Annotated in this window: 16 protein-coding genes; 12 read left to right on the forward strand and 4 right to left on the reverse strand. The window is 37.3% G+C overall.

Annotated elements, in window-relative coordinates; translation table 11 throughout:
• Positions 1 to 63 precede the first annotated feature (63 nt).
• Positions 64 to 741 carry a 3'-5' exonuclease gene (locus KQI69_RS05510; protein ID WP_216564348.1) on the forward strand — a complete coding sequence of 226 codons (678 nt, stop codon included), beginning with the start codon at positions 64 to 66 and terminating at the stop codon, positions 739 to 741.
• A gap of 102 nt (positions 742 to 843) precedes the next feature.
• On the opposite strand, the gene KQI69_RS05515 is transcribed toward KQI69_RS05510, so the two are convergent.
• Positions 844 to 2,982 carry a lectin like domain-containing protein gene (locus KQI69_RS05515; protein ID WP_216564349.1) on the reverse strand — a complete coding sequence of 713 codons (2,139 nt, stop codon included), beginning with the start codon at positions 2,980 to 2,982 and terminating at the stop codon, positions 844 to 846.
• A gap of 200 nt (positions 2,983 to 3,182) precedes the next feature.
• Here KQI69_RS05515 and ytvI point away from each other — a divergent pair, with 200 nt between their 5' ends.
• Complete coding sequence (ytvI, locus tag KQI69_RS05520) at positions 3,183 to 4,310, forward strand: sporulation integral membrane protein YtvI (protein ID WP_216564350.1); 1,128 nt, start codon at positions 3,183 to 3,185, stop codon at positions 4,308 to 4,310.
• A gap of 141 nt (positions 4,311 to 4,451) precedes the next feature.
• Here ytvI and KQI69_RS05525 read toward each other — a convergent pair whose 3' ends face one another.
• Positions 4,452 to 5,318: a VanZ family protein gene (locus KQI69_RS05525; RefSeq protein WP_216564351.1), complete on the reverse strand. Its 867-nt coding sequence runs from the start codon at positions 5,316 to 5,318 to the stop codon at positions 4,452 to 4,454.
• Positions 5,319 to 5,634: 316 nt separating this feature from the next.
• On the opposite strand from KQI69_RS05525, the gene KQI69_RS05530 reads away from it, so the two are divergent.
• From KQI69_RS05530 to KQI69_RS05570, 9 genes are all read left to right on the forward strand, one after another.
• Complete coding sequence (locus KQI69_RS05530) at positions 5,635 to 7,503, forward strand: diguanylate cyclase (RefSeq protein WP_216564352.1); 1,869 nt, start codon at positions 5,635 to 5,637, stop codon at positions 7,501 to 7,503.
• Between the two features lie 164 nt (positions 7,504 to 7,667).
• A complete protein-coding gene (locus KQI69_RS05535; protein ID WP_216564353.1) occupies positions 7,668 to 9,434 on the forward strand; it encodes an EAL domain-containing protein in 1,767 nt (588 codons plus the stop codon).
• A complete protein-coding gene (locus KQI69_RS10650) occupies positions 9,424 to 11,358 on the forward strand; it encodes an EAL domain-containing protein (RefSeq protein ID WP_216564354.1) in 1,935 nt (644 codons plus the stop codon). The genes KQI69_RS05535 and KQI69_RS10650 overlap by 11 nt, the downstream gene beginning before the upstream one ends.
• Positions 11,359 to 11,368: 10 nt before the next feature.
• The gene (locus tag KQI69_RS05545; RefSeq protein WP_216564355.1) at positions 11,369 to 14,326 is read left to right on the forward strand and encodes an insulinase family protein; all 2,958 of its coding nucleotides are present in this window, start codon (positions 11,369 to 11,371) and stop codon (positions 14,324 to 14,326) included.
• 85 nt (positions 14,327 to 14,411) lie between these two features.
• Entirely contained in the window at positions 14,412 to 15,320 is a 909-nt protein-coding gene (gene era, locus KQI69_RS05550) for a GTPase Era (RefSeq protein ID WP_216564356.1), read from the forward strand.
• A gap of 287 nt (positions 15,321 to 15,607) precedes the next feature.
• Entirely contained in the window at positions 15,608 to 15,814 is a 207-nt protein-coding gene (locus KQI69_RS05555; protein ID WP_216564357.1) for a hypothetical protein, read from the forward strand.
• Positions 15,750 to 16,496 carry a DNA repair protein RecO gene (gene recO / locus KQI69_RS05560; RefSeq protein WP_216564358.1) on the forward strand — a complete coding sequence of 249 codons (747 nt, stop codon included), beginning with the start codon at positions 15,750 to 15,752 and terminating at the stop codon, positions 16,494 to 16,496. The genes KQI69_RS05555 and recO overlap by 65 nt, the downstream gene beginning before the upstream one ends.
• 137 nt (positions 16,497 to 16,633) lie before the next feature.
• The gene (locus KQI69_RS05565) at positions 16,634 to 18,022 is read left to right on the forward strand and encodes a glycine--tRNA ligase (protein WP_216564359.1); all 1,389 of its coding nucleotides are present in this window, start codon (positions 16,634 to 16,636) and stop codon (positions 18,020 to 18,022) included.
• 417 nt (positions 18,023 to 18,439) lie between these two features.
• Positions 18,440 to 19,117, forward strand: coding sequence for a polysaccharide deacetylase family protein (locus KQI69_RS05570; protein WP_216564360.1), 678 nt, complete (start codon positions 18,440 to 18,442; stop codon positions 19,115 to 19,117).
• A gap of 201 nt (positions 19,118 to 19,318) precedes the next feature.
• On the opposite strand, the gene KQI69_RS05575 is transcribed toward KQI69_RS05570, so the two are convergent.
• Together KQI69_RS05575 and KQI69_RS05580 are read right to left on the reverse strand one after the other, a co-directional pair.
• Positions 19,319 to 20,707, reverse strand: a complete 1,389-nt coding sequence (locus KQI69_RS05575) for a glycoside hydrolase family 10 protein (protein ID WP_216564361.1) — start codon at positions 20,705 to 20,707, stop codon at positions 19,319 to 19,321.
• A 224-nt stretch (positions 20,708 to 20,931) separates the two neighbouring features.
• Complete coding sequence (locus tag KQI69_RS05580) at positions 20,932 to 22,545, reverse strand: CTP synthase (protein WP_216564362.1); 1,614 nt, start codon at positions 22,543 to 22,545, stop codon at positions 20,932 to 20,934.
• A 358-nt stretch (positions 22,546 to 22,903) separates the two neighbouring features.
• Here KQI69_RS05580 and ftsH point away from each other — a divergent pair, with 358 nt between their 5' ends.
• On the forward strand, positions 22,904 to 25,822 hold the full coding sequence (gene ftsH / locus KQI69_RS05585; protein WP_216564363.1) for an ATP-dependent zinc metalloprotease FtsH: 2,919 nt from the start codon (positions 22,904 to 22,906) through the stop codon (positions 25,820 to 25,822).
• Positions 25,823 to 25,883: the final 61 nt, after the last annotated feature.

Genomic DNA, 25,883 nt, shown 5'->3' on the forward strand with positions numbered 1-25,883 from the left:
AAAGAAACTTGTTGATCAAGTAGTCTTATTGACTACATCATTATTATACTAGGAGGTGGTGTTTTGAAACATATAATGATAGATCTTGAGATGAATAAGATAAAGAAACAGTACAGGGATGATAAGAAGTTGTCAAATGAGCTTATTGAAATAGGTGCGGTGAAGATGGATGATGACTTTAATGAGGTTGACAGGTATCAGACGTATGTTATGCCGGATTATGGAAAGATGGATCCTCATATTATAAAACTGACCGGTATAACTGACTGTAAGCTGGAAGGTGCTCCGAGATTTAAGGAAGCGATGCGTGACTTTGAGAAATGGATAGGCGGTGGTGCCGTTACTTTTTATTCGTGGAGTCTTGCTGATATAAGACAGTTTCAGACAGAATCAGCATTTAAAGAGTATGAGTCTGAGACACTTAGAAAAATGGAGAAAAACTGGATAGATTTCCAGGAGGTATACAGCAGGCTTTTAGGTATAGATAAGAGAATAAGGCTTAAACAGGCAGTGTCATCTGCTGATTATGATTTCAAAGGAGCACAGCATACTGCTCTTGCAGATGCGGTTAATACGGCTGAGATTCTTAAACTTTCAAAAAAACCTGAAGAGTTTGAACGTGTCATGAAACCGATACTTGATCTGTTCAGGAAGGATGAAGGAGGTTCGACACTTCTTGACATGTGTCCCGAATTTTTTGCGAATGTATTGGAAACAGGAGAAATAAAAAAGAATGAATAGATATTTTAAAGTATCTATTCATTCTTTTTTTATAAAAGTTATGTGATAGCAGGCATATATGTTAATAAAAAAGCATTATTTTTAATAAAAATATTTTGGTTGTTAACGTACAGTTACACGCACATAAGCTTTTTTGCCGTTAAACGCTTTTAATGTAATAGTTGTTCTTCCACGTCTTCTGGCTTTTACTGTACCTGATGAACTTACTGTTGCAACAGATTTTCTTGAAGAATAGAATTTAACTTTTCTGCTGTAGCAGCCTTTGGAAAATCTTACCTTTACTTTAAGTGAACGACCGCGTCGTATGGTAGCACGTTTGTATGGACGGCTTGATATGCGTTTTGGTGCGTTATATACATTCACGGTGTATGTGGCAATGTTTCCGTCATTTGAAATGGCAGTGATTCGTGCACTTCCTTTGGAAAGTCCTTTTATCTTACCTGTAGTCTGGTTTACAGAAACAACTTTATTATTGCTGCTTTTATAAGTTACGGTTGAACTGTCAGTTTTAGTTGAAAGTTTTGCTTTTAAAGTGTAAGTTTCGCCTTTGCCGATTTTTACGGATTTTTTTGAAAATGAAACTTTGGTATTTGTAGCTGCAATGCCGTTTGAAGTAAAAGCTTTTATAGTAATATTGTTTAATGTTCTGTCATCAATAGTGGTGCAGTCAGTCCAGCTTTTTTTATCATTGTCATATATATAGCTCTGACCCGGCTCGCTGGCATATGAGTATAGAACACCATCATTTGTGCTGGAATTTGTTTCAATAGGAATATACGCCTGATTTCCGGTTGATGAATCATATTTGTATGTTATTGCAACTGCAAATTTACTGCCTGGTGACAGTGTACAGCTTGTTGGAAGTTTGACAGTATGGTAGCCGCTGTAATCAGCAGTTCCGGATACTGTACATGAACTTGCGAGAGTACCTGTGTCAGGAGTATTTCCCGTGAGATCTTTATATATTTTAATCGTGTATTTCTGGTTATCAGTCAGGGTGTAAAATGATACGGCATTTAAAGTTTCCTCAAAAGATGAACCACTTGTAAATACATTGGCACCTGTGGCGTCATTTCCGGAAATAAATGCACCATCTGACCAGCCGTTGCCGTCATACTGGTAGATATTTTCGTAGTTAGCAGTAGATTCTACTGCCATCGTATAAATATCATTTATTGAAGGTTCTTCATATGAAAGCCAGAAATATCCATTATCATTGTAATTTGTTCCGTAACTGTTAGCTATAAGCCATGCACCATTTGATGAAGGTCTGCTTCCCTCTTTGAAATTATTTTTTGAATAGTTGTCATCCCATCCAATAAGTGTTACACAGTGGTTAGCAGCTAATATAGCGGTTTTTCCGGTATATTTTGTCTGATAATAAGATTTTCCTGAATTTGTTCCTGTCTCAAATCCAGAAGAATCATAATAGAGTGAGATGTTTAAGGCACCCTGGTTCATGATTGCTTTTTTGATAGTATCTCTGCTGCTGTTATCAAGACAGTCTGCATTTTGAAGATGAGCATATGAATCGTAGCGGAGGCTTTCTCCGGCTGCTTTCATCGTATCTGTCATTTCCTGTTCTTTAGAAAGAGTATCCGCAGTAAATGGAGCTGCGCTTTCTTTTTCTGCTCCTGACCATGTGGCAAGAGTAAAAATAGCTGAAAGTGCATCGCCGCCTGCATCGTATGGATTAAGTGTCTGGGATATTCCTGAAGGATTGAATATATTTGACGGAATATTCGTATCTGTTATGGAGGTGCCATCACCATACATACTGCTTTGTTTATCTGTTATAGGGTTGTATGTATACCATGCCAGATGATTTTCAGAATAGTCGGCAGTTTCTGCGGTATTTAATCCATTTAATATCGAATTTGATTCCATTGCTTTGACCGCAGCAAAAGCCCAGCATGCTCCTGTTACACCCTGGTCCTTTATGGATGTGGTCTGTCCGTATTTTCTAAGATCATATGATGATGGTACGGAGGTTGCTTCTTTTCTTTTGGGAGACAAAGAATCCGATGAAGAATCAAAGTCTATTGTTCTGCCGTTTTCATCTACATATGAATATCGAAGAAGCCCGTTATTATTGCCAGATACAACTCTTGAAATGACTGACAGGTTATCAATAGTATTGTTTGTTTTTGCAGATACGGTTGAAACATCACTTAACCCGGAAACTGCAATTCCTGCTGCAAGTGCTGTGCAGAATATTTTGTTAATGTTACTTTTTTTCATAATGTTTATCCTTTCATAGATTGGCAAAAATTTGGATATGTAAATAAATCCTTATATAGAATAACAGAAATAACATAAATATTGTATAAAGATTTTGTGAAAGTTCTGATATTCTGTGATAATTATATGTATTTATGATATAGTACCATTGTGGCAAAAAAATTGCGACAATAAATAAGGAAAGGAACGGGTATAAAAAATTGGAAGAAAGTAACAGGGAGTTGAGAAAAAAAATATGTGTTCATCTTTTAGTATGTTTGGGGGCGATACTTACAGTAGTTTTTGTTGTGCCACCGCTTTTTAAGTTATTTCTGCCATTGATCATTGCATGGTTGATAGCTTTGTTAGCTAATCCTCTTGTGCGTTTTTTGGAAAACAGGATAAAAATAATGCGAAAACATGGAACGGTTATAGTTATAGTGTTTGTCCTTGCAATTATTTGTGCAGCTATTTATGGCATCATCTGTTTTACGGCTGTTCAGGTAAGTTCACTTATAGCAGAACTTCCGGATTTGTACCAATCAGTGATATCAAATCTTCAGGAGGCAATGAGTAATCTGCATGATAGGTTTAACATAATTCCGGCTGATATACAAAGTATGTTTGGAAAAAGAAATATGCAGCTTAATGAATATATACTTACTGCACTTAAATCATTAAAAACAAGTCCGGTATCAACTGTTGGCAATGTGGCAAGCTCGCTTATAGACTTTTTTGTTCTATTGATCCTCACACTTATGATGACATACTTTTTTGTGGCGGACCATGATAAAATTAAGGAAGCTGTCGCAAAGCATATGCCAGGGTCAGTAAAAAGAGGCTGGAATATGGTAAAGGATATCATAGTAAAAGCAATCGGCGGATATTTGAAAGCATGTTTTCAGATAATGATAGTGATATTTGTGATATTGTTTGTAATATTTTTATTGATGGGACAAAAATATGCGGCGTTGATAGCGTTCATTACTGCATTCCTTGATTTTCTGCCTTTTGTTGGTACCGGAACGATACTTACGCCGTGGGCGATATACTGTGTGATAACAGGTGAGTATACATCTGCGGTTATACTTGTAGCTGCCTATTTCATAACATTGTTTGTTCACAGGATACTAGAGCCTAAACTTATAGGTGACAGTGTTGGTATGAGTCCGTTTCTTACACTTATATCGATGTTTATTTTTTACAGACTTATCGGTATGCTTGGTCTTATAATAGGAATACCTGTCGGTATGGTACTTCAGGCGTTTTATGAAGGCGGAGTGTTTGATAATACGATTCGTGGAATAAAGATACTTGTAAAGGATATAAATGAATATAGAAAGTTTTAAATAATAAAGCGGAGATATACATTGAAAGCTGCTGTTATCGTAAATGATGTGATACGGACAGAAAAGCTTTGGGTATAATCTCCGCTTTTGATTATGCAAAAGGATATGATAATAAATACTGTATGTCAGTTTATCAGGATATCAGAAATGGAATTTTTTCTGCTGTGCTCTGCTTATCATGAAGTCACGGGCTGCTATTGTCTGGAAAATGGTATTCATGATATGGAAAAGTATAACACCTATAAGAATACCGATAAGTGAAAATACACAGTCGTCTATATCACCTCGACCAAGTCCTGTATAGTATTGTATTACTTCGAGTGCAGCAGGAAAAAGGAAGTATATTATAATTCTAAAAACAAAGTTCAATTTACGCATGGCAACTCTTGTAAGGTAACCAAAAGGAACACCAAGACATATGAGCTGTACTACATATAAAATCAGTTCATTAAGGCTTGACCCTGCTTTTAAGGTCTGTTCTATATAACCTGCTGTGGCCATGAAAGGCACAAAATTGTGTGCACCAAATGAAAGCTTATGGTACGGTGGAACAATAGGTGTGATAAAGTATTGTTTTGCAATCACAAAAATGTATATCAGTGTGAAGAATATGCACATACGGTTGAAAAATTTATGATAGCCGTCAAAGCGCGGACCTCTGTCAAAAAGGTCGCGTAATGTACAATATAAAAATGGTACGATCCAGTTTACAAGTACAAGGCATGGAAGCCAGAAGTCAAAAGTTATCCAGTTATTTGGCTGTACTAAGTAGACTGCCGCTGAAAAAGCCAGTGTTGTAAGTGTCATACTTGCGGCATGAAGAAAATTATAATCATAATTTAACGATGACTCTAGAAAAAAGTGTGCCAGAATTAAGGAGGCTACGGCAGCGAATACAACAGATACATAATGCATAGGCATGAGATAATAAAGGCATATTGTAGTGATAAGTGAAAGCAGGCTAAGTAAAAGTACAAGGCTGCTGATATTTACGGTTCTTTTGTTCATAATAGATCTCCATTCCTGCACACAGAAGTTTTTTGATTAGAAATATCAAATGGTCCGGTTGAGTCCGGGTCGTGTGCAAAGCCGGACATGATAAGGACTGTCATCTTATAATAATAATCTGAAAAAAAAATAAGTCAATATAAAATGGAAAAAGTTGCTATTGTTTGCAACATAGATGTAAACGGAAACAAAAAGTTTATAGCAGTATCATATTAAATTGCGATATCTAAAAAAATGTGATATTATAAGAATAGTTTTATGGAGAAAAATAAACTGCATCTGTTTTAAATTGGAGGAGAAAAAGAGGCACGGGATTATGAAGACAAGGAAAAGGATAAACTTTAGAAGAGTATGTTATTTTATGCTTGTTCTCTCGGTCTTAAGCGGTATAGCAACGATATATTGTTTTGGAAATGAGATGAGGGACAGTGCTGTAAATAACGCAAAAAAGGTAGTGAACAGTAGTGCATGTGTAGGACGGGCATATTTTGAGGAAATTATAAGGGAGAGATTATCCGGACTGGAGGTACTTGCAGGAAGGATTGCTGGGAATGATATAAGTGACAGGCGTGAGATTGCTTCAGCGTGCAAGACTCTCGAAAGGTATTTTGATGACATTTCGATTATAGATACAAATGGGGTAAGGCTGTATGGCAATTGTGTTTGCAAAGAAATTTCTAAGAGCGATGGTTTTGAAAAGGCTCTTGGGAAAACCGCAAATATTTCCAATGATATTACAACAAACTATAATGGAAATGATGAACTTTGTTTTTTTGTGCCGGTGATATCGGGGGGAAAAGTACAGTCTGTGCTTGTTGGCTCAATGCTTCTTGAGGATATGAGCAATAAATTATATAATTCAGGTCTGTCAAAAGAGGGATATGTTATTGTTTTATCTGAAAATGGAGATATTATTGCAGGGACAAGAACAGTATGTGATATAGGACTTGATTATGATACAAACTTTTTTTCATATCTGAATGAGAGTGGAGTCTTTGACGGATATGACAGTCAGAAAGTAAGAAGCAGGATAAAGGACAATTTAGAAACGGATTTTCAGTTTAAACACAGTAAAAGGAATTACATAATTACAACAATGCCAACAAGTGTAAACGGCTGGTCTTTTGCATATATATCAAAAGGAAGATATAGGAAGGCATCAGATATAGTGTTTACAAGTAAGTGCATGAATTATCTCAAGGCATTATGTATTGAACTTATCATTATTATGATCATGCTTATCTATGCAGCAAGAAGCAGGCAGAGACTGATAAAGATACAGGACACATATGATACAGTTAGCAGGATAGATAAGACGATAATTTTTGAGTATACATTTTCACCAAAATGTTTTGAACTGAAAGATAAATTTGGCACGATAATAGATAAAAATATGAAGCCTTTTATGGGAGAAGCGGTATATGATGTATATGAGTATGTTCACCCTGATGATTTATCTATAAGGAGCAGACTAAGAAAATTTTTTGAGAGTAAAGATACGTTTTTTTCATCTGAGGTCAGAGTAAAAAGTAAAGAAGGGGAGTATGACTGGTACAGGGTTTTAGGCTTTTTAGAGAGAGAAGAGAATGGTTCTCCGAAACATTTTGTAGGAAAGCTTACGGACGCTTCAAAACAGATAATTATGGAAAAAAATCTTGTGCAGCGTGCTGAAAAGGATATGCTTACTGGGGTTCTGAATAAAAAGACCATGGAAGAAAAGATAAGTGAGCTGCTTGCAGAAAGCAAGGCTGACAGATATTATATATTCTATATGGTAGATTTGGATAATTTTAAAAATGTAAATGATACACTTGGACATATATACGGTGATAAAGCGATTGCTGATACGGGTGCTGAACTTACTAAAATATTCAAGAATCAGGCACTTATAGGCAGGCTTGGTGGTGATGAATTTGCTGTCTGTTCCAGTTATGATGCTTTTGATGAGGAAAGTCTGAAAAATTATATTATTAAAAAGGCTGAACAGATCAAAGAGGCAAACAGGCGCAGTTATACAGATGGTGCAAATGTTGTAAATATAACAAGCAGTATAGGGATTTCTGTTGCGCCGATAGATGGAAGTGATTTTGAAAATGTATATAAGAAGGCTGATTCTGCGTTATATCAGTCAAAGAAATCAGGAAAAGACCGTTATACATTATTTAGTGGAGAGTTGTGGAAGTGATGATGAATTATGTGTGTGCTTATGAATTTGTAGCTTTATTTTTAATAGGACTAGTAACCTTTTTTTACCATTATAAGAATTGGCTCCCCACATATAAAAACCGATTTTTTGAGAGTATTCTTCATATACTGCTTATAGTGATATTATTTGATATTATAAATAGAATGGGGACTTTAGGTGTCATTAAACTTTCGGATAATGTGGTCTTTGTACTGACTCTGTTATCTTATACGGGAGTTCTTATATCATCGGTATTTTTCTGGATGTATTATCTGGCTCAGACAATGACACTTGATTATCTTAGGAGAAAGATTTCAATTATTATAATGTATCTGCCGGCGGTTGCCATGGAGGCAGTAATCATTATGTCAATAAACAGTGAAAGTATGTTTCGTGTTCAGAATGGCGAGGTGTTTTATAATAAGGGTGCATTGATAATATTTCCTATAGTCATTATATTTTATGTCTTTGCAGGTGCATTTGCTCTTGGCAGAAATAGAAAGAACATTGAAAGAAGACAATATATGTTCATGCAGATTTCAAATATTGTAATAGTCTGTTTTGTTGAACTGTATTATGTGCCTGAGAACAGGCTGATGCTGATATATTACTGTGTTGCGGCACTTGTTATAATGTATTATCTGATAATACATAATGTCGATATGTATCTTGTCAGTGCAAGCGGATGTTTTTCGATGGCAGGATTTAAAAATGTCGTAGAGGAAAAAATCAAGTATAAGAAAAGTTTTTATTGTATTTCTGTCTGTATAAGTAATATGGAAAATATGTCAAATTACTGTCTTGAAGATGAGATAAACCAGGTACATGCGACGGTTGGGGAATATCTGAGAGAGTTTGGTGGAAGACATAATGTATATCATATACATCGTTCAGAATATATAATCATAGTAAAAAAAGAATCTGAGGCAAATGATCTTTTTATAAAATTAAGGAAGGAACTTCCAAAGACTATCAGACTGAATGATAAAGGTGTAAGTATGTACTACAAATTTTATATTGCAGGAAATGCTGATGCATCATATACACTGTCTGAGTTTATGAGAATTCTTATAAGTATGAAAAATATTGCAACCAGAGATTCTCTCGACAGGGAAATAGTAGTTTATGCCGGAAGTATAAAGGAGAGAATAGAAAGAGAACTTGAAAATATAAGAGCAATAAGAACAATGCTTGAGACAGATGAGTGTGAACTTGAATGTATGCCTATATATGATATCAGGGAAAAAGACATAAATGAACTTGAGATAAATCCAGTCGTTAGGGTTGGAGACAGAACACTTACGATTGAGGAAGTGTGGGAAGTTTCAAGGGAAATAGGATGCAGCAGGGACACCAATATAATGTTTTTAAAAAGGATATTGCAGTTTGCAAGTGAAGAAAAACTTTTTGAAAGAGGAATCAGGCATGTGAGAGTAAATATGGCGGCATTTCATATTATCAGTGAATCGATATGTGAGGAATATATGAGTTACATCAACGAATATAATATAAATCCTGATAATATTATTTTTGAGTTATTTGTTAATGCTGATGTTCCTGAGGAAGAACTTGCAAGGGGAATATCTTATCTTAAAAAATATGGAGTACATGTTTGCTGGGATCAGTTTGGGGTAAATGCATGTAATCTTAAAAATCTTATGGAAATGCCATTTGACGGTGTGAAGATAAACAGTACAGTTGTCTCAATGTATTGTAATGAAAAGAGCATGGAGCTTATATATATAATACGCATGTTCAGAGAAAGAGGATGGATGGTATGCCTTGACGGAATAAGATATCCGGATGGTTTCGAGATGGTGACAAAGATGGATGTCGATTATATTCAGGGAAGGGAACTTATGAAATTTGTTCCGGAAGATAAAATCAGGGAATTCCTCTTGAAGAAAGGAGGAATTTTAGGTGATATATAATGCACATTTTGAGATGGCAACAGTGGTAATGCTGTTTATTCTGATAATAATTTATTTTTGGAAAAAGAATCTGCCTATACAAAGTAACAGACTCTATCTGAATGTATTGATACTGCTTGTTGTAGGGACATGTTTTAGTGCGTTGCAATGTTATTACGAATATGGGAATGATAAAATGTCGTTATCTGCGTCATATATTATCAGTTCATTGGCATTTATAATTGGAATAGCATTTATTGGAATGTATAACAGTTATGTGCTCTCACTCTTTCATTATAAAAACAAAATCAGTGTTTACAGTGTAGTGAGCTATGGTGTTATATTGTGTGGAATTATATTGGTTTTGACAAATTCATTTACGAATTTATACTTTTATATGGATGATTCAGGCAAGATTCATTCAGGCAGTGCAAGAAATATTATGAATATACTGTATATGTTTATAATTTTTCTTACATTATGTATTGCATGGATAAAGGGAAAGAAGAAAGATACAAAACTATTGAAGCTTATTCTACATGTGGATATATTGATAGCACTTTCGGAACTTATTACAAATGTATGCCATTTAAATACAGGCTTTATAATGGTAGTTGCAAATCTGTGTGCATTCCTTGTATATTTTTCACTTAGGAGTCCTGATTATTATATTGATATAAGAACAGGAAGATTTAATTTGAATGGTTTTATTGAAGTTTTGAGGGAAAAATATGATTATAATGAAAGTGTGTCATGTTTTCTGATAAGAGTAAAAAATTATCATGCGATATGTAGGATATATGACGAGGATAGTCTTCAGGAAGTGCAGAAGCAGATTGCCGAGATATTGAAAGTTAAGTCAGGTGAAAGAAATATATATCATATTGGTGCGGCCACGTTTGCCATATTTGTAGAAAATACAAGAGAAGTAAAAAAACTTTATGAAAAGATAGTGAGGGTTATGCCTCATCAGTGGAATATAAAAAGAGAGGCATTGTCGCATGAGTACAGTTATTATTATGTTACATATCCTGACGATTCATCTGATATTGAAGATATAATACAGCGTATTCATTATGCGAGGTCAGATCATGAGGGGCATCATAAGCCGAATGAACTTATACATTTAAGAAAAGAGGCACTTGTTGATGCGGTGAGATTTAAGGAGGTTGCACACAGGATAGAGGAGGCAATACTTGATAATTCACTGGAATTAAATTTTCAGCCGATATATTCGTTTGCGGAAAACAGGATAACATCGCTAGAGGTACTTTCAAGACTTAAGGATAGTAAGCATAAATATATAAATCCTGAATATTTTATCCATGTTGCGGAGGTAAACCATACGATAATACAGCTTAGCAGACAGATGTTTGAGAAAACATGTCAGTTTGCAGTAAACAACAGGATATTTGAGAGGGGAATAACTGATATGAATATAAACATTTCACCTATTCAATGCCAGGATAAACATCTTGTTGATGAGTTAAAGCGTATTGCCGCAAAATACAGGATACCATTAAAACGTTTTCATTTTGAGATAACGGAGAGCAGACTTACAGATGCAGATGCTGTATTTGAAACATTGACAAAGCTTAGAAAATGTGGGGCAAAGATAGCACTTGATGATTTTGGAACAGGTTATTCTAATATTGCAAGTATAATGCTTATGCCAATAGATTTTGTAAAGATTGATAAGAGTCTTTTATGGTCATATGCAAGTGGTGACAATGAATTTTTAAATGAGCTTATGCCAATGATAAGAAGTGAGGGAAAAAAGATAATCGCTGAGGGTATAGAGACAGAAGAACACATAGAGATACTTAGAAGAATGGGCGGAGATTTTCTTCAAGGATATTATTATTCAAAACCTTTGAATGAAAAAGACTTTATAAGGTTTATAGATGCCCATAATAAAAATAAATCTGAAAATAATAAAAATTAGGAGGCTATAGATGGCAAAGAGTATTAAAAGTCTCGATGAGGTAAAAATTCCTGAGACATATGAATTGGTAAATGGAGAGTATGTAAAAGAAGTTGACAGTTTTATGCTTACGCTCAAGCATAAACTGAGTGGTGCGAGAGTGCTTATATTCAGCAATGAGGATGATAACAAAGTATTTGACATAGCATTCCGCACACCGCCTAAGGATGCGACCGGAGTACCGCATATCATAGAGCATACGGTATTGTGCGGTTCAGAAAAATATCCGGCAAAAGATCCATTTGTTGAACTTGTAAAAGGTTCATTAAATACTTATCTTAATGCAACCACATATCCTGACAAGACTATGTACCCTGTTGCAAGTTACAATGACAAAGATTTTGCAAATCTTATGAGTGTTTATATGGACGCTGTATTTTATCCTAATATATACAAGCATGAAGAAATCTTTAAACAGGAGGGATGGCACTACGAACTTGAGAGCAAAGATGCTCCTCTTACTTACAATGGTGTTGTCTACAATGAGATGAAAGGTGCATATTCTTCTGAGGAGAGTGTTTTAGAGAGATTTACGATGAACAGTCTTTTTCCTGACAATACTTATGCACACGAGTCAGGCGGAGATCCGAAAAACATTCCTGACCTTACTTATGAGGATTATCTTGATTTCCACAGAAAATATTATCATCCTGTAAACAGCTATATCTGTATTTATGGAGATGTTGATATTGAGGAAAGACTTAACTGGATGGATGAGAACTATCTTAAAAATTTCCCTGCAATTGAGCTTGACTCACATATCGAACTTCAGAAACCGTTCGACGAGATGAAAAAACTTTCTACTGAATATGCGGTTGCGACAGATGCAGACTGCTCAGAAAAGACATATTATTCATTCTGTACGGCTATGGATATAACACTTGACCAGGAGAAGTGCAGGGCATTTGAACTTATCTCATATGTACTTCTTGAGATGCCGGGAGCACCTCTTAAACAGGCGATTCTCGATGCGGGCATAGGAACTGACATAGATGTTGATTTCTGCGATATCCTAAGACAGAGCATGTTCAGCATTACTACAAAAAATGCAAAACCGGAACTTAGGGAAAAGTTCTACGAAGTTATAATGTCAACACTGAGGGATATCGTAAAAGAGGGAATTGACAGAAAAGACCTTGAAGCAGCTATAAACGGAACTGAATTCAGGGAGAGAGAAGCTGACTTTGGAGGATTCCCCAAAGGACTTCTCTATGTGTTAAAGACATTTAAGACATGGCTTTATGATGACAGCAAGCCATATGACGGGCTTATATATGAGGATGTATATAAGAATCTCAGGGAGAAACTTGGAACAGATTATTATGAGAAACTTATCGAGGAGTATATCTTAAATAATCCTCATGCTGTACTTGTTGAAATGAATCCAAAGCCGGGACTTGCAATAGAAAATGAGAAAGCACTTGCTAAGAAACTTGAAGATTACAAGGCTTCGCTTTCAGATGGTGAGATAGATGAGCTTATCGCTCAGACAAAGGCATTAAAGGCATACCAGGAAGAGCCTTCACCTAAAGAAGTGCTTGAAAAGATACCGCTTCTTGCAAGAGATGATATTGGAAAGAAAGTAAGACCTGTGCACAATGATGAGAAGCAGATATGCGGTGTAAAGACAATACACCATAATATACACACAAACGGTATAGTATATCTTGAAATGCTGTTTGACGTGAACAGTCTTTCAGAGTATGTGCCACAGATGAGTTTTCTTGCAACACTTCTCGGATATATGGATACGACGGAGCATACTTACAGGGAATTTGATACTGAGACTAATTTCTATTCAGGCGGAATAGGTTCTGACTTAAATATTTATTCAATATATGATACAGAGGATGTTGACCTTAAATTTGCGGTAAGGACAAAGGCGCTTGCAGGCAGGATAAAAGATACCGTAAGGCTTATGGCAGAGATGATGTTTAAGACATTGTTTACAGATGAGAAGCATCTGAGAGAGGTTGTGGCTGAGACACGTTCAAGGCTTAAAGTGCGTCTTATGTCGGCAGGTCATCAGGCAGCCGTAAGTTACAGTATGGCAGGACTTACGCTTGACGGATGGTATAACGACTATTCAATGGGAATCGGCTATTATGATTATCTCGTAAAACTTGACGAGAATTTTGATGATGAGAAAGAAAAACTTATCAAGGGATGTATGGAACTTGTAAAGGCGATGTTCAAAAAAGAAAACCTCATTATTTCATGCACATGTGATGATAACGATTATGCGAAGTTTGAGGAAACAATGATCAGTTTTATTGGGGAGCTTGATGGTTTTGAAAAGGAAAACAATGGAGATATTTCAGGACTTGAGAGTTTTAAACCTGATGTGAAATACAGAAAGACAGCATTTTCAACTCCTGCTGAGATACAGTATGCGGCAGTATCGGGTTCATACAAGGATGTACCGGATGTAAATGATGGTGCGATGCTTGTGGTAAAACATCTTTTAAGTTATGGTTATCTCTGGAACGAAGTAAGAGTTAAGGGTGGAGCATACGGTGTTATGTGCAGATTTTCAAGAGCAGGTTCAGGAAGTTTTGTCTCATACAGAGATCCTAATCTGTCAGCGACTTATGATGTCTACAAGAAGGCAGCAGATTTCCTTGCCGGTTATGAGGCAGATGAGAGAGAAGTGACAAAGACTATCATAGGTACTATAAGCGGACTTGATACACCGCTCACACCTTCCATGGATGGTAAGCGTTCGATGTCACTCTATCTTACAAAAACACCGATTGAAGTTATACAGAAAGAAAGAGATCAGGTACTTGCCTGCACGAAAGAGGATATAAGAAAGACGGCAGATGCGGTAAGAAAAGTTGCAGATGCAGAAAATATATGTGTTATCGGAAATGAGAAACGCATAAAGGATGAGGCTTCAATGTTTGACGATATCAAACCATTGTCTTAGAGTATATATATGGCTGGTACAGTGAAAAGCAGTTTTCACTGTACTCGCATTATAATGGCAATATTTTTTAATACGGAGGATTTACATGAAGAAATTCAAATCAGGTTTTGTTACGCTTATCGGTAGACCAAATGTCGGCAAGTCCACACTTATGAACAGACTTATCGGTCAGAAGATCGCTATTACATCTAACAAACCACAGACAACGAGAAATCGTATTCAGACTGTTTACACGGGTGAGGAGGGTCAGATAATCTTTCTTGATACACCGGGTATCCACAAGGCTAAGAACAAACTTGGAGAGTACATGGTGTCTGTTGCCGAGCGCACATTAAAAGAAGTTGATGTTATCCTGTGGCTTGTTGAGCCTACAACATTTATCGGTGCGGGAGAGAGACATATCGCTGAGCAGCTTAAAAATGTCGATACGCCTGTAGTCCTTGTAATAAATAAGATAGATACCGTGTCAAAAGCAGAGATACTTACTTTTATCTCGACTTACAAGGACCTGCTTGATTTTGATGACATTGTTCCGGTGTCTGCACTTAAAGGTGAAAATACGGATGACCTTATGAAAACGATATTCAGCCATCTTGAGGAAGGACCGTGTTATTATGACGAGGATACGATAACAGACCAGCCGGAAAGACAGATAGTTGCAGAGCTTATAAGAGAGAAGGCACTAAGAAATCTAAGTGAGGAAGTACCTCATGGTATAGCTGTCGGTATAGACAGGATGAGGGAACGCAGAGGAAGCAATATCATAGATATAGATGCGACTATTGTCTGCGAGAGAAATTCACACAAAGGCATCATCATAGGCAAACAGGGAAGTATGCTTAAAAAGATAGGTTCAGATGCGAGAAGGGATATCGAAAATCTGCTTGACTGCAAGGTCAATCTTAAACTTTGGGTTAAGGTTAAGAAGGATTGGAGAGACAGTGATTTTCTCATGAAAAACTTTGGATATGACAGCAAAGAACTTGATGAATAGAAACTGAAAAGACATATATGTAAGCTTTTTAGATAGAATATTTAAATTTGCTAAATCTGGAAATGTGCAGGAAACAGCATGATATTAAGTAAGAAGTCCTACTAAAAGTATAAAAATTCCATCTATGGAAATAAATACAGGAATATAATTGTTTCATCATACAAATCATATAAGTATTATGAAGCTGCTAAGCAGTAATACAAAAAATTAAGCAGATATACTGTTATGTACTGTTGATAAAATTTAATCAAAACAGATACAGGGGACCACGAAGGAGGCTTCTTTATATGAGTATGGAGATGACGGGACAGAACGATGATTCATGGACAAGATTTGCAAGCACGGGCAGAGTCGAGGACTATCTTAAATACAGGACTGAGATAAGAAACAGTTCCGGTGGCACAGATTTAGGTGATAAGGACAGAAACGATGACAGAAAAGGTTACATTTACGGGGATGATAATTACAGCATCACCGATCAAAGAATGCGATAAGAGGATAGAAGTGCTTACAAAGGAAAGAGGACGCATTTCGGCATTTGCAAGGGGAGCAAGAAAGCCAAACTGCGTCCTTTCTGCGTGTACTGTTCCATTTACTTTTGGAAAATTTACATTTTATGAGGGAAGAAATGCATATAATCTTGTAAGCGGTGAAATAGATACATATTTTGAGGAGATAACCACCGATTATGAGGCGTTATGTTATGCTTCGTACTTTGCAGAGATGGTGCAGTATCTTGCAGGAGAGGGCATGGAGGCAGCAGAGGAACTTCTGCTCATGTATGTTACGATGCGGGCGTTACAGCACAAACTTTTACCACTGCCGCTTGTGAGAGTGATATTTGAAATGCGTCTTATGATGATAGAGGGAGAGGGACTTGAACTTTTCGGATGTCTCAGATGTGGAAATAAGGATGCATATAATGTATATCTGTCTCAGGGGGGACTTTTATGTGCAAAGTGTGCCGCAAAACAAGGTAAGTATGCAGGTGAATATCCTATAAAGCTTAGTGCAGATGCAAAATATACATTACAGTATATACTCACTAGCCCTCTGGAAAAACTTTATGCATTTACTGTTACCGACAGAGTTTTAAAAGAACTTCAGCAGTTTATGAAGAGTTATCTTGCGAGATATCTGCCTCATAAATTTAAGACTTTGGACTTTATTGTCTGAAAACATTGCAATAAATCGGGTTCAATGGTATATTTTTGTATAAGTGTTGGAAATACGCACAATGAATTGTTACTGTTTATTTATATATGGGCAGTAATCAATAATTTTAAAATGATATAATTGGAGGAAAAAACGACATGGAAAAAACAATGGACAAGATGGTTGCGCTTGCAAAGGCAAGAGGTTTTATTTATCCGGGTTCAGAAATATATGGCGGACTTGCAAATACATGGGATTACGGAAACCTCGGTGTTGAACTTAAAAACAATGTTAAACAGGCATGGTGGAAAAAATTTATCCGTGAGAGCAAGTACAATGTAGGAATCGACTGTGCGATCCTTATGAACCCTCAGACATGGGTAGCATCAGGTCATCTTGGAAGTTTCTCAGATCCTCTTATGGATTGTAAAGATTGTCATGAGAGATTCAGGGCAGATAAGATAATCGAGGATTATATGCAGGAAAATGGCATTGAGATAGAGGGAAGTGTTGACGGCTGGTCAAATGAAGAAATGCAGAAATACATTGAGGAACATGAGATTGCCTGCCCTTCATGCGGAAAACACAACTTCACTGAGATACGCCAGTTCAACCTTATGTTCAAGACATTCCAGGGCGTTACTGAAGATGCCAAAAATACGGTTTACCTTCGTCCTGAGACAGCGCAGGGTATTTTCGTAAACTTTAAAAATGTTCAGCGTACATCACGCAAGAAAGTACCATTTGGTATCGGTCAGATAGGTAAGTCATTCAGAAATGAGATAACACCGGGTAACTTTACATTCCGTACAAGAGAGTTTGAGCAGATGGAACTTGAATTTTTCTGCAAGCCTGACACAGACCTTGAGTGGTTTGCATACTGGAAAGATTATTGTATCAACTGGCTCAAGACACTTGGTATCAAGGAAGATGAGATGCGTGTGCGTGACCATGAGAAAGAAGAACTTTCATTCTACAGCAAGGCAACATCTGATATCGAGTTCCTTTTCCCATTCGGATGGGGCGAGCTTTGGGGAATAGCTGACCGTACAGATTATGACCTTACACAGCATCAGAATGTATCAGGTGAGGATATGAGCTACTTTGATGATTCGACAAATGAGAAATACATTCCATATGTAATCGAGCCATCACTTGGAGCAGACCGTGTGACACTTGCGTTCCTCTGCAGCGCATACGATGAGGAAGAACTTGAGGGAGGAGATACACGTACAGTAATGCATTTCCATCCTGCGATCGCACCTGTAAAGGTAGCTGTACTTCCACTTTCAAAGAAACTTTCAGAGCAGGCAGAAGAAATCTATACAAAGCTCAGCAAAACATACAACTGTGAATTTGATGACAGAGGAAACATAGGAAAGAGATACCGCCGTCAGGATGAGATCGGAACACCATTCTGCATCACATACGACTTTGACTCAGTAGATGACGGAGCAGTAACAGTGCGTGACAGAGATTCAATGGAACAGGAGCGTATCAAGATAGAAGATCTTGAGGCTTACTTTGCAGATAAGTTTGAATTTTAAGATGTAATTTATAATTTTATCTGGTTTTATTATTTGTGCCTGCAAACAACTTTTGTTGTGTGCGGGCATAATTTGGGTGTTGATTATTTGAGGTAACGTGACGCATATATTGATAGATGATTTCCGACTCGTGGACGGCTCTCGCCTCGGAGAACATCGTAGCAGTACATAAATGTGCAAAGTACGCACATTAAGTACTGACGATGTTCTAACGCCACTCGCTGGAAATCATCTATCAATATATGCTGGTTACGATGGGTATTAGGTGTTATAGTTTTTTTGTGATGATTTTGTAGTTTGGATATAATGTGTTGGGATTAAAAGTATTGTTATGAAGTGTGGTATGGAGGGGGGGTATATCTGTATACTTTAAGTTGAAATTTTTATAATAGATATAGAGAAAGGAAGCAGGATAGTATGAAGAAATATAAAAAGGCTCTTACATTCAGTTATGATGATGGAATAGAGCAGGATAGGAAGTTAGTTGAGATTTTTAACAGATATGGACTTAAGGCTACTTTTAATTTAAATACGGGAATACAGACTCCGGAGAGTAATTTTGAGATAGAGGGTGTACATATAAACAGGATGAAGCAGGATGGACTTGCTGAACTTTACAGAGGGCATGAGATAGCAACTCATGGACTTACACATGCAGCACCGACAGGAATGACAAAAGAGCAGTTAGATGAAGAATTTATAAAAGATGCAAAAAATATAGAGAGAATATACGGTACATATCCTGTAGGAATGGCATATGCATATGGATGTGTAGATGATACAGTAGCAGAGTACCTTAAAACAATAGGCATAAAATATGGAAGAACAGTAGAGTCATCACACTCATTTGAGATTCCTAAAGAGCCTATCAAGCTAAAAGCAACCTGTCATCACGATGATGAGATGCTGTTTGAACTTGCAGAAAAATTTCTAAAAGCAGAACCAAAAGAAGACGAACCGATGTTATTTTATGTATGGGGACACAGCTATGAATTTGATGTAAACAATAACTGGGACAGGATAGAAAAGTTCTGTAAAATGATGTCTGGCAGGGACGATATTTTCTATGGAACAAACAGAGAATGTCTTGTATGATATTTTATTTATAGAATAAACGAAAACAGGAGAGGCAGTATATATAATTCCGTAATGGCATTTACAAACACGCCGGTACTTATGCACTGTATTTTAGGTGCTTTATGTATCCGCTGCGTGCTTGTTATAGCAAGAGCGTGCCATCGGGGAATTATATATACTGCCTCTCCGTTAGCTATCTCAATCCGAAAAATTTTTAGACTACTTAAAAATCTTTTTAAGATTAGCCATCTCTTTTGAAGCTGCTTTACGGTTAAGGTCTGCATATGAGAAAAGCACATAACCGCTGACTTTCTTTGTACTTCTTCCATATAAGACTTCGCGTTTAAGTATCGTATTGCTTGTTGAACAGCCGATATCGGAGACTGCTTTTGCCTGCGATTTTGACAGGCCTGCTCTGTAGCCCGCAAGTCCTATATAGAGCTTAACATTTTTATTTCTTGGAATGTTCGCCCATCTTAAGCAGGTTTTCTTGAACGGGCATACTTTGTTTGTAAATGTCCAGTATATCTGAGGGCAGATATAATCGATATATTTATCTGAGTTCATCCATTTCTTTACATCACAGTAATAACTCCAGTCAAGATAGAGATTGTCAATATTTCCGGCAGGGCTTATGCCAAACTGCATTTTTTTGCTGGCTGATTTTACGGTTTTGTATACATTGCTGATGAGAAGGTCTACATTCTGTCTTCTCCAGTTTACTATGCCGTAATATTTTCTGCCTGCAGATTTTCTATTTTTGACATATGAATTGTATTCTGTTCTGTCAAAGTTCTTTCTGTAGCTGCTTCCAAGGTTTGGATAGAAATAATCGTCAAAATGTATTCCATCAACTTTATAATTCTGAACGATTTCTTTTACACCTTTAGTTATAAGGTTTCTTACATCCGCTTTTGCAGGGTTGTAATAAAGTCCGCTGCCAAATTTCAGGACATTTCTCCGTTTGGCTTTTGAAGAAGATTTAGCCCATTTGTATGCATATGAATTTTTAGGCAGAGAATTTATGTTTGTAGTGGAAGATGTGATCCTGTAGGGGTTAATCCATGCATGAATCGAGAGGTTCATGGAATGGGCAGAATCGACCATTATCTTAAGCGGGTCAAATCCAGGATTTTTACCTGCTTTTCCTGATGCGTAAACCGACCACGGAAAATATTTTGAAGGGTACATTGCATCTGAAAACATGCGTACATGTACGAAAACGGTATTATAACCATTTGATTTGCATTTTTTGAATACATTGTTTATATAAGTGGTAAAACTTTTTTTTGTATAACCCTTATTGCTGTAACTTAAGAATGAAATCCATACGCCTCTTACCTCATCGGAGGTGATAGAACTTCCTGTTGAAATCGCACTTCCGGTAGAAACAGTATTTCCGTCAGAAACATCAGAGTCTAAGTCGGTCGTGTCCATGCTTGCGGCACGGACTGAGTTTGAATATGTATTGTCATACTGCGAAGAATTAAATTCGTTGTGCTTTTTATCAACAATACTTAAGATGATGGAACAGCACAAAAGAAGTGCGGCTACCATGAAAAATGTCTGTCTGCCAGAGTTTTTATTATGTTTGTTGTTTGTTGTCATTTTTTGCTCCTCATTCCCATTATTATAATAATTTATCGCAATTTTAAAACTATCAAGCAAGCAGTGGAGCGGATTGCGAATATCCGCTTGACTATGCTATGCGGTGACACTGTTTATTAAAAATATAATACTTGATGATGATATACTTTGCAACAGATGAACCAAATTTAAATGCCTGCCCCCTTAAAACGGGGCAGGCACTTCATTTGTATACATATTTATGATTATCTGTTGTCTTCCTGATATTTAAGTGCCGCACCTACAAATCCTTTAAATAATGGATGTGGTCTGTTTGGTCTTGATTTAAATTCAGGGTGAGCCTGTGTTGCGATAAACCAAGGATGAGTTGGAATCTCACACATTTCAACAATTCTGCCGTCAGGAGAGAGACCTGAGAGGAGAAGTCCTGCTTTTTCAAGGTCTTCACGGTAATAATTGTTTACTTCATAGCGGTGTCTGTGTCTTTCATGGATAGTTTCCTCGCCGTAAAGTTCATAAGCTTTTGAACTTTTATCAAGTACACAAGGATAAGAACCAAGTCTTAAAGTACCACCTATATCTTCGATACCGTCCTGTTCAGGCATAAGATGGATGACAGGATGTGTAGTCTGAGGGTCAAGTTCTATACTGTGTGCATCGTGGAAGCCGACAACATGTCTTGCAAATTCAACGATTGCAAGCTGCATGCCGAGGCAGAGACCGAGGAATGGAATATTGTTTTCTCTAGCATATTTGATGGCAACTATCTTTCCGTCGATTCCTCTGTCACCAAATCCTCCCGGAACTAAGATTCCGCTTACATCGCCGAGAAGTTCCGATGCGTTTCCTTCGTTTAATTCCTCGGATGGTATCCATTTGATATTGACATTGCTCTTGTGAGCAAGTCCGCCATGTTTTAATGACTCGACAACACTGATATATGCATCATGAAGTGAAGTATATTTGCCGACAAGGGCAACAGTTACATCTTTATCAAGATTTTTAAGTGTGTCGACCATATTCTGCCACTCAGTTATGTCAGGTTCTGGGCAGTCAAGACCAAGTTTTTCACAAACAACATCTGCAAGATGTTCTTTTTCCATAGCGAGAGGTGCTTCGTAGAGTGTCTCAACATCGAGGTTCTGTAAAACACTCTTTGTAGGAACATTACAGAAGAGTGCTATCTTATCCTTGAGACCTTCTTCAAGAGGAAGTTCTGTACGGCATACGATAACATCAGGCTGGATACCCATTCCCTGAAGTTCCTTAACACTTGCTTGTGTAGGTTTTGTCTTCATCTCCCCTGAGGCTTTAAGGTAAGGGATAAGTGTTACATGGATAAGGATAGCATTGTCATGTCCGATATCATGCTGGAACTGACGGATAGACTCAAGGAAAGGCTGGCTTTCGATATCACCTACTGTACCACCTACTTCTATGATGGCTATCTGTGTGTCCTTGCATCCGTCATTGCGGTAAAAACGGCTTTTTATCTCGTTTGTGATATGAGGGATGACCTGAACTGTACCTCCGCCGTAATCTCCGCGGCGTTCTTTGTTTAAAACTGACCAATAGACCTTACCAGTTGTTACATTTGACTGTTTTGTCAGACTTTCATCGATGAAACGCTCATAATGTCCGAGGTCAAGATCTGTCTCGGCACCGTCATCTGTTACGAAAACCTCACCGTGCTGTACAGGGTTCATAGTACCCGGGTCAATATTGATATATGGATCGAACTTCTGCATTGTCACGCTGTATCCACGCATTTTGAGCAATCTGCCCAAAGATGCTGCTGTGATACCTTTTCCGAGACCGGAAACAACGCCACCAGTTACAAATACATATTTGACTGCCATTAAAATATCCTCCTTGTATGTTAAATTAATTAATTGTACTCTCTAATTGTATTCATTAAACAAATATCTTCTATTATAACTCATAAAGTATATATTGTTCAATTAGTATTTATGACAGTATTTAAAGTTTTTTTTGTGGAAAATATACAAAAAACATTTCGTGTTTATAGTTTATAAAGATTATTTCACAATTTATTCAGATTGTAGGTTATTGATTTATGCGGCAACTAGCTTTATAATGATACGGATAGAACGATGATGCGGAGGATATTTGCTGTTTATGATAGACATAAGTATACATTAAAAAGTGGATAAAAATGCGGATACATCGTAATAATAAAACGGGGAGGTCTTGCAGATGGAAAATAATAATAATCAGGATCCGAAAAAAAATCAAAATAGAAGAAGCGTAGTAATTTGTTTAGTTGTGGCATTAGTTATCTTTCTTATGTTCTCTTTTATGAACAGTCAGGTAGAGAAAGCTTCAAATAAAGAAATAACATATGACCAGTTCTTAAATATGCTTGATAACGGTCAGGTGTCAAAGGTAGTCATAACATCAGATGAAATCAAGATAACACCGGCACAGCAGGCAAATAATATTTATAAAGTCACATATTATACAGGTGTCATCTCAATGGATTACAACCTTATAAACAGACTTGAAAAAGCAAATGTTGAATTTTCAAAAGAAGTTTCTTCTGGTTCATCAAGTCTTATGTACATGCTGATAACAACATTTTTACCTATACTTTTGTTGTGGGGCGGTCTTTTCTTTGTTGTACGCATGATGTCAAAAAATTCAGGCGGCATGATGGGTGTAGGAAAGAGTACCGCAAAGATGTATGTCCAGAAGGCAACAGGTGTTACATTTAAGGATGTTGCGGGACAGGAGGAGGCTATGGAGTCTCTCAATGAGCTTGTCGATTTTCTTAACAATCCGGGAAAATATACTGAGATAGGTGCAAAACTTCCTAAGGGTGCACTTCTCGTAGGACCTCCGGGAACAGGTAAGACACTTCTTGCAAAAGCAGTTGCAGGTGAGGCGGGAGTTCCATTTTTCTCGCTTTCAGGTTCAGATTTCGTGGAGATGTTTGTTGGTGTAGGTGCATCCAGAGTAAGAGATCTGTTTAAACAGGCACAGTCTATGGCCCCATGTATCATCTTTATCGATGAGATAGATGCGATAGGTAAGAGCAGGGATAGTCAGTATGGCGGTGGAAATGATGAGAGGGAGCAGACACTTAACCAGCTCCTTTCAGAGATGGATGGTTTCGATTCATCAAAAGGTCTTGTAATACTCGGTGCGACAAACAGACCTGAGGTACTTGACAAGGCACTTCTTCGTCCGGGACGTTTCGATAGAAGGATAATAGTTGAAAAACCTGACCTTAAAGGTCGTGTTGATATTCTTAAAGTACATGCAAAAGATGTGCTTATGGATGATTCTGTTGATTTTGATGCAATTGCACTTGCAACAAGCGGTGCGGTAGGTTCAGACCTTGCCAATATGATAAATGAAGGTGCGATAATGGCGGTTCGTGCCGGAAGAAAAGCTGTAAGCCAGGCAGATCTTTTTGAGGCTGTCGAGGTTGTCATTGCAGGTAAGGAAAAGAAAGACAGAATCTTAGGAAAAGAAGAAAAGAGGATAGTTGCTTACCACGAGGTAGGTCATGCACTTGTAACGGCATTACAGAAAAATGCTGAGCCGGTGCAAAAGATTACTATCGTTCCAAGAACGATGGGTTCTCTGGGTTATGTTATGCAGGTGCCTGAGGAAGAAAAATATCTTATGAGCAAAGATGAGATACTGACAAGGATAGTTACTCTCTTTGGTGGACGTGCTGCCGAGCAGGTGGTATTTAATTCTATTACGACAGGTGCTTCAAACGATATTGAGAAGGCTACCTCACTTGCGAGAGCGATGGTAACACAGTATGGAATGACAGACAAGTTTGGAATGATAGGACTTGAGTCAGTCCAGAATAAATATCTTGACGGAAGAACTGTATTGAACTGTGGTGATGCGACAGAGGCAGAGATAGATCAGGAAGTTATGCGTATTCTCAAAGAGTGTTACGCAAAAGCCGAGGAGCTTTTAAGAGGTGACAGGGATGCCCTTGACAAACTTGCAGAATTTCTTATCGAGCATGAGACTATCACAGGTAAGGAATTTATGAAAATATTCCGCAAGGTAAAAGGAATAGAAGAACCAGAGGGTGACCTCTATGATGCGATAGTCATTGATGTTGACGGAACTTTGCTCGACTCAGACAAGCAGATAAGTGAAAAGACAGTAGATGCTATAGTTGATGCACAGAAAAGGGGCAAAAAAGTTGCCATTGCATCAGGACGCTCAATAGCAGGCATCAGAAAAAATGCGTCAAAGATACAGCTTGAGAAGTTTGGCGGTTATGTTATAGCTTACAACGGAACTACAGTCGTAAATTGTAAGACGGGTGAGTGTATTTACAATCAGATGGTTCCGGGTGAGTTATTAGGACAGGTATATAATGAAGCTGTGAAGTCAGGTGTTTCTATCGCTGTTTATAATGATGCAGCCAAGGAACTTATTGCCGGAAACGGACTTAACAGATATGTGGAACTTGATGCGGCAGCATGTGATGTTGCAGTAAGGGAAGTAAATGATTTTGTAAAAGCCGTAAACTTTGGATTTAACAAGATATTACTCAGCGGTGAGCCGGATAATATGAAGAAAGTCGAAAATCACATGGCAGAAATGTTTGGAGATAAGGTGAATGTATTCCGTTCTGATCCTCATTTTGTTGAACTTCTTCCTAAGTATGTTGACAAGGGAGTTGCCGTTGAGAAACTTATGCGTTATCTTGACATAAACAGAGATAAGGTTATCTGTGTGGGTGACAGTATAAATGACATGCCGATGCTCAGATATGCGGGAATGGGTGTTGCGATGGGCAATGCACAGGATAAGGTAAAGCAGTCGGCTGATTATGTGACACTTTCACATAATGAGGACGGAGTTGCAAATGTCATAAATAAATTTATGAAACCTGCTTCTGTGAAAAAAGATAACGAAGAAGATGAAAAAGGCAGCACAGATAATAAAACAGAGAGCACAGAAGCTCAGACGGCAGAAATGCAAAACAGAAAAAAAGAAAATATAGAGACCAAAAATACAGAAACAGAAAACATGGAAGAAGAAAATAAAACAGTTACATTGTCAAAAGAAAATGTTGAAAAAGATACTTCTAAGACAACATCTGACAATGAAACACAGGATTCTGATGAGATATAATGTTTTTGCAGCGACTTTCTATGATAGGAAAAGTGATATGACTGCAAGATGACAGGGAGGG

The organism is Eubacterium sp. MSJ-13, from assembly GCF_018918235.1.
In the GTDB taxonomy this organism is placed as follows: Bacteria; Bacillota; Clostridia; order Lachnospirales; family Lachnospiraceae; genus Butyribacter.

Excerpts from the sequence above, each read along its gene's own strand:
- KQI69_RS05530 (WP_216564352.1), top strand. The coding sequence starts at position 5,635 with ATGAAGACAAGGAAAAGGATAAACTTTAGAAGAGTATGTTATTTTATG.
- KQI69_RS05580 (WP_216564362.1), bottom strand. The coding sequence starts at position 22,545 with ATGGCAGTCAAATATGTATTTGTAACTGGTGGCGTTGTTTCCGGTCTC.
- recO (WP_216564358.1), top strand. The coding sequence starts at position 15,750 with ATGACAGAAAAGGTTACATTTACGGGGATGATAATTACAGCATCACCG.
- KQI69_RS05570 (WP_216564360.1), top strand. The coding sequence starts at position 18,440 with ATGAAGAAATATAAAAAGGCTCTTACATTCAGTTATGATGATGGAATA.
- KQI69_RS05555 (WP_216564357.1), top strand. The coding sequence starts at position 15,608 with ATGAGTATGGAGATGACGGGACAGAACGATGATTCATGGACAAGATTT.
- KQI69_RS05575 (WP_216564361.1), bottom strand. The coding sequence starts at position 20,707 with ATGACAACAAACAACAAACATAATAAAAACTCTGGCAGACAGACATTT.
- KQI69_RS05535 (WP_216564353.1), top strand. The coding sequence starts at position 7,668 with ATGGGGACTTTAGGTGTCATTAAACTTTCGGATAATGTGGTCTTTGTA.
- KQI69_RS05545 (WP_216564355.1), top strand. The coding sequence starts at position 11,369 with ATGGCAAAGAGTATTAAAAGTCTCGATGAGGTAAAAATTCCTGAGACA.
- ftsH (WP_216564363.1), top strand. The coding sequence starts at position 22,904 with ATGGAAAATAATAATAATCAGGATCCGAAAAAAAATCAAAATAGAAGA.
- KQI69_RS05565 (WP_216564359.1), top strand. The coding sequence starts at position 16,634 with ATGGAAAAAACAATGGACAAGATGGTTGCGCTTGCAAAGGCAAGAGGT.
- era (WP_216564356.1), top strand. The coding sequence starts at position 14,412 with ATGAAGAAATTCAAATCAGGTTTTGTTACGCTTATCGGTAGACCAAAT.
- KQI69_RS05525 (WP_216564351.1), bottom strand. The coding sequence starts at position 5,318 with ATGAACAAAAGAACCGTAAATATCAGCAGCCTTGTACTTTTACTTAGC.
- KQI69_RS05515 (WP_216564349.1), bottom strand. The coding sequence starts at position 2,982 with ATGAAAAAAAGTAACATTAACAAAATATTCTGCACAGCACTTGCAGCA.